General features: G+C 60.4%; 10 protein-coding genes, 1 pseudogene and 1 riboswitch. Of the genes and pseudogenes, 1 reads left to right on the top strand and 10 read right to left on the bottom strand.

The window, feature by feature from the left end:
• The coding region (locus HMPREF2912_RS12800) for an HNH endonuclease signature motif containing protein (protein ID WP_148139427.1) at positions 1-335 on the top strand (335 nt) is incomplete at its 5' end.
• Positions 336-562: 227 nt separating this feature from the next.
• Here HMPREF2912_RS12800 and HMPREF2912_RS12435 read toward each other — a convergent pair.
• The 10 genes and pseudogenes from HMPREF2912_RS12435 to HMPREF2912_RS13060 form a co-directional block, all read right to left on the bottom strand.
• Positions 563-1,366, bottom strand: coding sequence for a hypothetical protein (locus HMPREF2912_RS12435; RefSeq protein WP_070684362.1), 804 nt, complete (start codon positions 1,364-1,366; stop codon positions 563-565).
• 108 nt (positions 1,367-1,474) lie between these two features.
• Positions 1,475-2,665 (bottom strand): elongation factor Tu, encoded by a 1,191-nt coding sequence (gene tuf, locus HMPREF2912_RS12430; protein ID WP_070521778.1) that lies wholly within the window; start codon positions 2,663-2,665, stop codon positions 1,475-1,477.
• Positions 2,666-3,032: 367 nt separating this feature from the next.
• The gene (fusA, locus tag HMPREF2912_RS12425; RefSeq protein ID WP_070530489.1) at positions 3,033-5,162 is read right to left on the bottom strand and encodes an elongation factor G; all 2,130 of its coding nucleotides are present in this window, start codon (positions 5,160-5,162) and stop codon (positions 3,033-3,035) included.
• Between the two features lie 310 nt (positions 5,163-5,472).
• Positions 5,473-5,940, bottom strand: coding sequence for a 30S ribosomal protein S7 (rpsG, locus tag HMPREF2912_RS12420; RefSeq protein ID WP_070521784.1), 468 nt, complete (start codon positions 5,938-5,940; stop codon positions 5,473-5,475).
• A 6-nt stretch (positions 5,941-5,946) separates the two neighbouring features.
• A complete protein-coding gene (gene rpsL / locus HMPREF2912_RS12415) occupies positions 5,947-6,318 on the bottom strand; it encodes a 30S ribosomal protein S12 (protein WP_005286791.1) in 372 nt (123 codons plus the stop codon).
• Positions 6,319-6,563: 245 nt separating this feature from the next.
• Positions 6,564-7,166, bottom strand: a complete 603-nt coding sequence (locus HMPREF2912_RS12410; protein ID WP_070530487.1) for an isopentenyl transferase family protein — start codon at positions 7,164-7,166, stop codon at positions 6,564-6,566.
• Positions 7,167-7,221: 55 nt separating this feature from the next.
• A complete protein-coding gene (locus HMPREF2912_RS12405; RefSeq protein ID WP_070530497.1) occupies positions 7,222-7,971 on the bottom strand; it encodes an energy-coupling factor transporter transmembrane component T family protein in 750 nt (249 codons plus the stop codon).
• Positions 7,972-7,990: 19 nt separating this feature from the next.
• Positions 7,991-9,442 (bottom strand): ABC transporter ATP-binding protein, encoded by a 1,452-nt coding sequence (locus HMPREF2912_RS12400; RefSeq protein ID WP_070530484.1) that lies wholly within the window; start codon positions 9,440-9,442, stop codon positions 7,991-7,993.
• 19 nt (positions 9,443-9,461) lie between these two features.
• Positions 9,462-10,106: an ECF transporter S component gene (locus tag HMPREF2912_RS12395; RefSeq protein WP_070530494.1), complete on the bottom strand. Its 645-nt coding sequence runs from the start codon at positions 10,104-10,106 to the stop codon at positions 9,462-9,464.
• Positions 10,095-10,272: riboswitch (TPP riboswitch) on the bottom strand. It overlaps the preceding gene by 12 nt.
• Positions 10,273-10,738: 466 nt before the next feature.
• Positions 10,739-11,224: pseudogene (locus tag HMPREF2912_RS13060) on the bottom strand (hypothetical protein); the annotation flags it as partial.

Here is an 11,224-nt window from a genome sequence, read left to right as displayed (position 1 = left end):
TTACCCTGCATGCTGAATTCCACACCTGTTCTAGACCAGGCTGTAATAAGCCGGCTGATTACTGCCAGGTCCATCATTTGGTGCCCTGGCAGGCGGGTGGCTTTACCAACATTAAGAACCTGACGTTCTTGTGCGCCTACCACAACGGGATTAATGATGATGACCCACAAAGGCCTACCGGGCGTGGCTACATGTACCGGCTTAACACCGGGGTGGCCTTCATCCCACCCTGGGGTACACCAATAACAGCAATGCCGGAATACCAAGAAGCAGTAGCCAGACTCGCCGCCGAACAAGCAGGACAACCACCAGAGGAACCACCCGACAGCACCTAACACCCCAGCCGCCGAACACAGAAAGGACACCGCCAACCACCTCATCGCGCCTGATAACGGTTCGACCCCGTCAGTCGAAGCTACGCTGACGGGGATACCGGCGATCCCTAACCACGATTCACGCGCTTTCCTCCGAGTGTTAAGCCCTTAAAAGGCGAACCCGCCAACCGGATGAAGATTGACAGGCACATCGGCGATCCCTAGTCGCGGTCCACGTAAAGACAGGACTACGTGGAGGGGCTCCACGGCTCAGACTCCGCGAGGATGAGTTCCTTTATGGTGCCGAACTTGTGCATGGTGCCGCGTGAGAGGTGGACACGGAAAGGTTTTCCGACTTCGCCCTCCTCGATGCGGTGCCAGGCGAAGTCGGTGCGGATGAGCTCTCGATTCTTGCGCTCGATGATGTGCAGGCCGTGGTCGAGGAGGATTGTTTCCAAGTCGGTACGGATGAACCACACGCGGTCCCCCACGCTTCGGCGCTTGAGGCCTGACAGGGCTCGATGGTCCTCGCGCAGGCGGGTGACGGACTCGACAACACCGAACCGGTGATCAAAGCCCTCGGCATCGGCTATGACGAGCGGCCGGCCTGGACCGACAGGGCACAGCGCAGAAACCCGCCACGCCACCGGTTGCCCGAGCTGGCCATCCTTAGACACGGGGCGTACAACCGCCACGCAATCGGACGGAGAAGTGAGCTCGATGTTCGCCCGGTGTTGAGTCGGGGCTGGTGCGGTGGACGGCTGCGTCGAGGTGGATGCGGTGGGCACCTGAGGAGCCAACGTCACCCGGTGAGATGGCGTGATGACGAGCCAGAGGCCTTCGGTGACGAGGTTGGCGTCGAGAGGCACAAGCGGTGGGTGGACGGCGGCCATGGACTCCAAGCGGGCCATGAGGTCGTCGTCAGGCACGCCCCAGCCGTACCCTTCAGCCGCCAGCATGCCAAACAGGGTTCCCAAGGGAAGATCCGGCTGGCCTTCCCACGCAGCGCGCAAGGCGGCGAGGGTGCGGTCAATGCGGGTTGGGTCAAACATGACTCTTAAGCCTAGTAGGCCAGCGATCACCAAAGCCGCCCAACCCCAACAGGGATTGAGCGGCTTTCAGACCTGCTAATCAGGAAGGGCCTTAGGCCCTAGCGAGAATTAGTCGAGGATCTTGGTAACGCGGCCAGCGCCGACGGTGCGGGAGCCCTCGCGGATAGCGAAGCGCAGGCCCTCGTCCATAGCGACCGGCTGGATGAGCTCTACGGACATCTCAACGTTGTCGCCCGGCATAACCATCTCGGTGCCCTCAGGCAGCTTGATGACGCCGGTAACGTCGGTGGTGCGGAAGTAGAACTGCGGACGGTAGTTGTCCATGAACGGGGTGTGGCGGCCGCCCTCTTCCTTCTTCAGGACGTAGACGGAACCCTCGAACTTGGTGTGCGGGGTGTAAGCGCCCGGCTTGATGACAACCTGGCCACGCTCGACGTCCTCACGCTTGGTACCACGCAGAAGCAGACCACAGTTGTCGCCAGCCTCGGTGTAGTCCATCATCTTGCGGAACATCTCGATACCGGTAACGGTGGTGGAGGTAGCCTTGTCGCGGATACCGATGATCTCAACGTCCTCGTTGACGTTCAGGGAACCACGCTCAACACGGCCGGTAACAACGGTACCGCGGCCGGTAATGGTGAAGATGTCCTCGATCGGCATCAGGAACGGCTTGTCCAGCTCGCGCTCCGGATCCGGGATGGAGTCATCGCAAGCCTGCATCAGGTCAACGATGGACTGTGCCCACTTCTCGTCACCCTCGAGAGCCTTGAGAGCGGAGATGTGAACGATCGGAGCTTCCTCGTCGTAGTCCTGCTCGGCGAGCAGCTCGCGGATCTCCATCTCGACGAGCTCGATGATTTCCTCATCGTCAACCATGTCGCACTTGTTCAGTGCAACGAGGATGTACGGAACGCCAACCTGGCGAGCGAGGAGCACGTGCTCACGGGTCTGCGGCATCGGGCCATCGGTTGCAGCAACAACCAGGATGGCACCGTCCATCTGAGCAGCGCCGGTAATCATGTTCTTGATGTAGTCGGCGTGGCCCGGGGCGTCCACGTGTGCGTAGTGGCGCTTCGGGGTGGAGTACTCAACGTGGGAGATGTTGATGGTAATACCGCGCTCCTTCTCCTCAGGAGCCTTGTCGATCATGTCGAAGGCGAAAGCGGTGTTCTCCTCCGGGTAAGCGTCAGCCAGAACCTTGGTGATCGCTGCGGTGGTGGTGGTCTTGCCGTGGTCGACGTGTCCGATGGTGCCGATGTTCACATGCGGCTTCGTACGCTCGAACTTCTCCTTTGCCACTGTTTGTCCTCCTGGACTCTATGGCGGCTACGTATTTCGCAGCCACGTGGTTTGTATTGCCATTGGCACTTCGAGCCGAAGCTCATAAGCGCTAATGACGCTTTCTTACGTGCCAGTTACACGATCCTAGATTTATGCCGCAGTTTTTTCAAACTGCCCAAATAGGAGGTAACCCCGCCCATCAGGTGCGGACGTTGACCCTCGACAAGAATCAATTTAAAGGATCCTGGGAGGGTAACGGCCGGCTCAACGCGCAAAGTGTTTACGCACTCAGCGGACCGCTACCTCCCCAGCGCTGGGGCTGGTGCCTACTGGCGAAGACTACCAGCCCCACAAGGCAGGGAGTCCATCGGACCCCCCTTAAACCTTAGGCCTTGGCGCCGGTGCGCTCCTCGATGATGGCCTGTGCCACGGAGGACGGAACCTCAGCGTAGGAATCGAAGACCATGGTGAAGTTTGCACGGCCTGCGGTGGAAGAACGCAGGTCGCCGATGTAGCCGAACATCTCGGACAGCGGCACCTTAGCCTTAACCACCTTGGCGCCGGAGCGGTCCTCCATAGCGAAGACCTGGCCGCGGCGGGAGGAGATGTCACCGTTGACGGTGCCCATGTACTCCTCCGGGGTGACGACCTCAACGGCCATGATCGGCTCGAGCAGAACCGGCTTTGCCTTGGCGACGGCCTCCTTGAGGACCTGAGAACCGGCCAGCTTGAAGGCCATCTCAGAGGAGTCGACGTCGTGGTAAGCGCCGTCCTCAAGGGTGGCCTTGATGTTCACCAGCGGGAAGCCAGCGACGAAGCCGTACTGCATAGCGTCCTGGATACCAGCGTCGACAGACGGGATGTACTCCTTCGGAACGCGGCCACCGGTGACGGCGTTCTCGAACTTGTAGGTTGCGGACTCGCCCTCTTCCAGCTCTTCCGGATCCGGGTTGTAAGGCTCGATGGTGACGATGACCTTCGCGAACTGACCGGAACCACCAGTCTGCTTCTTGTGGGTGTAGTCCAGGGACTCGACCTTCTTGCGGATGGTCTCGCGGTAGGCAACCTGCGGGTTACCGATGTTTGCCTCAACCTTGAACTCGCGCTTCATGCGGTCCACCAGGACGTCGAGGTGGAGCTCGCCCATACCGCCGATAACGGTCTGGCCGGTCTCTTCGTCGAGCTCGACGGTGAACGTCGGATCCTCGGCAGCCAGCTTCTGAATAGCGGTACCCAGCTTCTCCTGGTCGGCCTTGGTCTTCGGCTCGATGGAGACCTTGATAACCGGGTCCGGGAAGTCCATGGACTCCAGGATGATCTGGTTGTCCTTGTCACACAGGGTGTCACCGGTGGTGGTTTCCTTCAGACCAATGACGGCGTAAATGTTGCCGGCATCCGCCTGCTCCACCGGGTTCTCCTTGTTGGCGTGCATCTGGAACAGCTTGCCGATGCGCTCCTTCTTACCCTTGGTGGAGTTCATAACCTCGGTGCCCGGCAGAACCTGGCCGGAGTACACGCGGGTGAAGGTCAGCTGACCGAAGAACGGGTGAGCAGCAATCTTGAAGGCCAGTGCGGAGAACGGGGACTCCACGGACGGCTTACGGGTGATGACCTCATCCTCGTTGCCCACAGCGTGGCCGGTGATCTCACCGACGTCGAGCGGGTTCGGGAGGTATGCCACGACGGCGTCGAGAAGCGGCTGGATGCCCTTGTTGCGGTAAGCGGTACCACACAGGACCGGGTAAATCTCAGAGGCGACGGTCATCTTGCGGATGGCGGTCTGGATTTCTTCCTTGGTCAGCTCCTCGCCACCAAAGTACTTCTCCATGAGGGCCTCGTCGGACTCAGCAACGGCCTCGAGCAGCTTCTCGCGGTACTCCTCGGCCTTCTCCTGCAGGTCGGCCGGGATCTCCTCGATGGTGGGCTCAGCGCCGGTCTCGACCTTGCCGCGCCAGGTCACGGCCTGCATGTCGATGAGGTCGACGACGCCGTCGAAGTCATCCTCAGCGCCGATCGGCAGCTGCAGAACCAACGGCTTAGCGCCGAGGCGGTCGATGATGGTCTGGACGGTGAAGTAGAAGTCCGCACCCATCTTGTCCATCTTGTTGACGAAGCAGATACGCGGAACGTCGTACTTAGCGGCCTGACGCCACACCTGCTCGGACTGCGGCTCGACGCCTTCCTTACCGTCGAAGACGGCAACAGCACCATCGAGAACACGCAGGGAGCGCTCCACCTCAACGGTGAAGTCAACGTGGCCCGGGGTGTCGATGATGTTGATCTGGTTGTTCTTCCAGAAACAGGTAACGGCGGCGGACGTAATGGTGATGCCGCGCTCCTTCTCCTGCTCCATCCAGTCGGTGGTGGAAGCACCGTCGTGGGTCTCGCCGACCTTACGGTTGATGCCGGTGTAGAAGAGAATACGCTCAGTCGTAGTGGTCTTACCAGCATCGATGTGAGCCATGATGCCGATGTTGCGGACCTTGTTCAGGTCCTTAAGCACTTGTTGTGCCACAGTAAATACCCCAACTTAATTGTCGTCGACGCCCGAGCCAGCTTGTGACCGACTCACATAAAATGACGTCTTCATGGATAGGTCTTGGTCTATTTTGCCACGTCCAGGCTTTCGCGTCAGCGTGAGGTCGCAGGGCTTTAAGCCCTACGCCATAAAAAATGGCCCGAACAACGCTATTAAGGTTTAGATTCCGCACCGACTAGCGTGCGCTGCTCCGCCGAAGGGAGCGCGTGCACGCACTGTCAGCGCAGGTAAACGATGATATCGCTGTTCGAGCCATAATGCCGTGTGGCGGGTTATACCGCAGGTATTACCAGCGGTAGTGGGCGAAGGCGCGGTTGGCCTCAGCCATCTTGTGAGTATCCTCACGACGCTTAACGGAAGCGCCCAGGCCGTTGGATGCATCGAGAATCTCGTTTGCGAGGCGCTCGATCATGGTGTTCTCACGACGCTGGCGGGTGAAGGTCACCAACCAACGCAGAGCCAGGGTGTTGGAACGGGCGGGCTTAACCTCAACCGGGACCTGGTAGGTAGCGCCACCAACACGGCGGGAGCGAACCTCGAGGTCCGGGCGGATGTTGCCCAGGGCCTTCTCCAGGGTGCCGACCGGATCGGTGCCGGTCTTCTCGCGGCAAGCCTCGAGAGCACCGTAGACGATGCGCTCAGCGGTGGACTTCTTGCCGTCCTGGAGGATCTTGTTGACGAGCATGGTGACCTGCTCGGAGTTGTAAACCGGGTCCTTAACTACAGGACGCTTCGGTGCAGCATTCTTACGCATTGTTGATTACTGTCCCTTCTTTGCGCCGTAGCGGGAACGAGCCTGCTTACGGTCCTTCACGCCCTGGGTATCCAGTGCGCCGCGGATAATCTTGTAGCGAACACCCGGGAGGTCCTTCACACGACCACCGCGGACGAGCACCATGGAGTGCTCCTGCAGGTTGTGGCCCTCGCCCGGAATGTAGGCAGAAACCTCGATACCGGAGGTCAGGCGCACACGGGCAACCTTACGCAGAGCCGAGTTCGGCTTCTTCGGGGTGGTGGTGTACACGCGGGTGCACACGCCACGGCGCTGCGGGGAGCCCTTCAGGGCGGCCGTAGCAACCTTGGCCTTCTTGTCGTGGCGGCCCTTGCGGACCAGCTGCTGAATAGTTGGCATAAATCTAGTCTTTCTCTATGACTTCGGCTTGAACTGACCGCTTTACTCGCCCAAACATGCAAAAATAGGGGCTCTTCTCCGGGGCCCTGCCGCATGTCCAGAACGCTCCTCAACCAGATACTGGCTGAGATATCGATCAGACTTTTCATCCATAAAGATGAAACCTTGGATAGACTACCACCAGCGCGCTGATCTGCCCAAATCTGGCCTGTGGCTCCCCCAGTTGCCTCAGCAACCGGCGCGAACTAGCACCACTCCCAGGTCAGGTCCGCGTCTGCTGCGCGCTGATCAAAGTGCTCTTTTTCCTGCCGCTCCCACGTTTCGAACCACTCTTCATATCCGGGGTCACGCTCAAGAGCGCGCTCGCGGCGCTTCTCGCGTGGGCCGTCGATGCGCACGGTTACCACGGAGCCGCGCTGCTTGGCGACGTCCACGGTGGCCTCCGTGACTGAACCCACGCCCTCGACGATCAGATCATCGCGCTCATCCACGCTGGCCCAATCCTTCGGCGCGTTGGCCTCCCAATCCCAGCGCCAATACCCCGGGTTATTCTCCCGCAGCACTTGCTCCGCCACCATGGCGGAGCCTTCTTCCAACCCGTGCCAGCCGGGGTAGAACTCGTCCAGGTGGACTACCCGCCACCCGGTACGCTCCGCCAGGGCCGCAGCGGTCCAGGTCTTGCCGGCGCCGGAGGGGCCGTCGATAAGCACGGTCACCGGGCGCATCGGGCGCTTGCGCGCTGCGGCGAGCGACAGCACATCGTTTAAGAGTCTGTCCATCTCCGCGGCGTGAGTTTGGGCAGTGTCCTTACCGCCTTCCCCATGGTCCGTGCGGTCCGTGTCCTGCATGTGTTCTTTCACCACTTCTGGGTACGTCTAGCGTGCAGCGTTGCGAGAGTTCGTCCTAGAGTCCGAAGAATCTCCAGGACCCACTGAGAACCGAAACTACCACCGGTAGCGCCGCGAGGCCGGCTCCCACCACCATGGCTAGCCAGTCCCGCGCGACTAGGCGGGAGGGCCGCGCCCACGTGCGCTGGCCACCGCCCGGCGGGGTGCGGCCAAACCCGCGTGCCTCCATCGCCGTGGCCAACTTGCCTCCGCGGCGCAGGGCTAACACCAACAACCCGAAGGACATGGTGATGAGGTGCTTGATGCGGCCTTGGTCGCTCAGCCCACGCGCGCGCCGCGCCATGGCGAGGTACTGCCAGTCGGATTTGAACAGCGTCATCATGCGCACCCCGGCCACCGCCCCGATGACAAACCGGGAGGGCAGCTTGAGGATCTGGGAGAGGGCGTCGCCAAGCTCCGTCGGGTCAATATCCCGCGCCAACACCACCATGGGCAGCGCCACCGCCAGAACGCGCAGGGTGATGGCGAGGGCCAGCTCCAGCGAGTTATCCGTGACCGTCATCAGCCACCAGCTGAAGTACTCCCGCCCGCCGGGCTCGCCATAGAGCAGCATCGAGATTCCCGACAGCGGCGCAATAAGAAACAGGAACCACCCTGCCTTAAACAACCGCGGCCACGACACCCCACACAGCGGCGCGAACAGCAGCGTCATGCCCAACGACACGACTGCGGAGACCCAATCCACGGAGAGCAACAAGGGCGTAACCCACACGAACATCAGGAAGATGCGCGTTAGCGGATTCATCCCGCGCAAAAGATCTGTACTAGCCACGGCTCACCTCCACTCGGTGGTCCCCCAACGCGGAAATGAACAACGGATCATGAGTCACCGACGCAATTGTCGTCCCCTCATCCGCCATGCGCCGCAGCAACCACACCAACTCGGTAAAGGTGTGGGGATCTTGGCCGAAGGTGGGCTCATCAAGGAGCAGCACCTCGGGTGCGGTGACCAACGCCGTGGCCACGGACAACCTGCGCTTCTCCCCTCCGGACAGCGTAAACGGATTAGCGTTGAGCACATGCCCCAGACGCAAAGCCTCCACAAGCTCCGCAATGCGCTTCTCTGGCACCTCGCGGCGCATAACCCGCGGCGCCACGCGCAGTTCCTCCGCCACCGTGCGGGCGACGAACTGGTGCTCGGGGTTCTGGAAGACGAACCCAATACGGTCCGCCAGGTCCCGTGACTTCCACGTCAGCGGCGAGCCCTTCAGCCCTCGCCTCACGTACTCCGCCACACCAATCTCCCCTGACTTTGCGGGAAGCAACCCCGCCACCGTCATCAGCCACGTGGTCTTGCCCGCGCCATTGGGCCCGGTAATCACCGTGGATTTCCCCCGCGGCAGCGCGTAGCTACGCGGCGGCCCGAAGCGGGTGACCAAGTCCGTACTCCACAGCGCCGCCGGTTCCGACTCTGCCGCTTCCGGCACGACCCCAACTCTGCCTGACGCCGGCCCATCAATCCCCCGCGCCCGCGGCAAACCGCTAATAGAGCGCGAAGCCACGACAGTCTCAACTGGACCGTCAGCGACGATGCGCCCATCCTTCAGCTCAATCGCGCGGTCGAGCACTCCCTTCCATGCCGAGTGCTGGTGCTCGACCACGATGAGCGTGGCACCAGTGCGCTCCACCATGGTGGACACCGCTTCGATGACCTCGCGTGCTCCTTCCGGGTCGAGGTTCGCCGTCGGCTCATCCAGCAACACCATGCCCGCGCCCATCGCGATAACACCGGCCAAGGCCAGACGCTGCTTCTGCCCACCGGAAAGCTGCTCGGTGGGAAATGACAAGTCCACCGATGGCCCCACCATCGATAGCGCCGCCGACACCCGCTGCCATATCTCCGTGCGCGGGTAGGCCAAGTTCTCACAGCCAAAGGCCACATCATCCCCCACACGCGCGGCAATCACCTGCGAGTCCGGGTCCTGCAGGACCAACCCCACCGGAATCGTGCGCCCGGGTGGCTCGACGTGACCCGAGGCATCCTCCAGAAGAATCTCGCCTACGCGTGTGCCTTCATCATCCCCACCAAGCACACCCGCAATCGCCGCCAGCAGCGTGGACTTCCCGGAACCAGAATCGCCACACAGCAGCACCTTCTCCCCCGGCGATACAAGCAAGTCAATATCCGCCAGCGCCGGCGCACGCCTCCCCGCATGCGTCCAGCCATAGCCACGGGCCACAAGCTTCGTGGCCCCAGCACTACTCACATCAGCCATCAGCTAAACCAAGACTCGTCTAAGCCCTGTGTTGCTCGCGTCCAACCGCAAAGCGATCCAGCGCACCAGTCTTCGCAAGAGCCTTAACCACGAAATAGCCCACGGCTCCCGCCAATACAGCACCGGAGATGCTCAGCGTCACCAGGTAGATGATGTTGAACTGCAGAGTCTTACCCAGGTTTCCGGAGGTAAACAGCTCCAGCACAAACGCACCCCAGCCCGCAGCCATGCCGCCGAGCATCGCAATGCCCAGACCGAAGCGGCGGTAGAGGAAGATAGCCAAGACAATCTCTACGCCAATGCCCTGCGCAAAACCGGAGTACAACGTACTAATCCCCCACTGGGAGCCCAGTACCGCTGACACAATCGCCGCCAACAGCTCTACGTAGAGTGCTGCACCCGGCTTGCGGATAATCAGGCCGCCAACGACACCGCCCAGAAGCCAAATACCAGTGGCAATACCGCCCAAGCCCGGCGTGAGCGCATCCATAGCCTGGAACCAGGCATAGCCCACCGTGTTCCAAGCCAGGAACACAACTCCGCACGCCACACCCAGCACGGAAGCCACCACGATGTCAACGACGCGCCAGTTCAAACTGCGCGGAGCAACACCATTCGCAGGTGCGCCACTATTAACAAATCCACCATGAGATACAGAGTTCATGATTCCTCCCTTTCGCCGGCATTATCCGGATCAGGTTCGACGGTTCGCCGCTATGACGCGGCATCTCAGCCTCCTCAGCCAATCCATGCAAACCCAATAAGACAAAAGAAATGAAATTGGGCTAAGCACAATCAAGGCAAACAAGGAAGCACCCGTGACGATGTGTAATTAGAAGCCGCCAGCACCAAAAGAGCACCAGCTAAGCACGCTCAAAAAGCACTGTCAGCTTAGCAAGACGCACCTCACAAGAGCACATCTACTTCTGCTTCAAACAAAAGAGAAACACCACCGAGAGGCACACTCAGAATAAAAACGAAAGTACCCCGTCGCGTCCTCTGACCTACGCGACGGGGTAAGTGCACACCGACTTCAACAAGCCAGTGGCCATGAGCCTCCACTCGTACAGCTTAAGGAAAGGAAAAGCTTCGGTAGAGACCCAAGACTAATGAGAAATAACAAATGGTATTTCGGAACTATTAAACAAACAAAGTCGAGCCATGAGCCGGGCCACGCCACCGAGCCATAAAGCCCGGCAGCAATGTCCCGATTCATCAACTCTCAAGTTGGGTGGGAGGTTAACGCACCTCCCGTGGCGGTGTTTTTAGAGGGAACACGTCCCCACGCTGTGCGGATTACTCGGAGGAAGAGGAACCGTTAGAGGAACCTGCACCCGGCGCACAAGCATCAGCGATAAGGCCAATAGCCAGAGCACCAGCAGCAATCAGAGCCACAGCGCCAGCAACCTGGTGATAATCAGCACCGAAACGCTTCAACTGCGCATCAATACCAGCCATCTTGTCAGCCAGCGGACCATTGAACACACCAGCCTGCTTCTGCAGCTGAGTATTCAGATCCTGAATCTGCTTGTTAATCGGAGCAACAAAGTCCGCCAGACCCGGAATATTCATCTGGGAAGCCAGACCAACCGGAATCAGGAACAGCAGCGGGATACCAACACCCAAGCCGGTGTTGATGCAACGCTCGCTCGGCTTCGAAGACAGGTCAGAGGAACCATTACCCGGCTTAGACGGCTTCTTGTTGTCGTCCACACCCTTCTTGTGGCCGTTGACCTCAACCTCGACCACAGTCTTGCCACCCGGCAAATCCGGATCCTCAAT

The sequence above is a fragment of the Corynebacterium sp. HMSC056E09 genome (genome assembly GCF_001813425.1).
Classification (GTDB): Bacteria; Actinomycetota; Actinomycetes; order Mycobacteriales; family Mycobacteriaceae; genus Corynebacterium; species Corynebacterium hesseae.
The sequence above is the reverse complement of the archived record's forward strand: the minus strand, read 5'-3'. Positions and strand labels throughout refer to the sequence as shown.

Excerpts from the sequence above, each read along its gene's own strand:
- HMPREF2912_RS12435 (WP_070684362.1), bottom strand. The coding sequence starts at position 1,366 with ATGTTTGACCCAACCCGCATTGACCGCACCCTCGCCGCCTTGCGCGCT.
- rpsG (WP_070521784.1), bottom strand. The coding sequence starts at position 5,940 with ATGCGTAAGAATGCTGCACCGAAGCGTCCTGTAGTTAAGGACCCGGTT.
- rpsL (WP_005286791.1), bottom strand. The coding sequence starts at position 6,318 with ATGCCAACTATTCAGCAGCTGGTCCGCAAGGGCCGCCACGACAAGAAG.
- HMPREF2912_RS12410 (WP_070530487.1), bottom strand. The coding sequence starts at position 7,166 with ATGCAGGACACGGACCGCACGGACCATGGGGAAGGCGGTAAGGACACT.
- HMPREF2912_RS12405 (WP_070530497.1), bottom strand. The coding sequence starts at position 7,971 with ATGAATCCGCTAACGCGCATCTTCCTGATGTTCGTGTGGGTTACGCCC.
- HMPREF2912_RS12400 (WP_070530484.1), bottom strand. The coding sequence starts at position 9,442 with ATGGCTGATGTGAGTAGTGCTGGGGCCACGAAGCTTGTGGCCCGTGGC.
- HMPREF2912_RS12395 (WP_070530494.1), bottom strand. The coding sequence starts at position 10,106 with ATGAACTCTGTATCTCATGGTGGATTTGTTAATAGTGGCGCACCTGCG.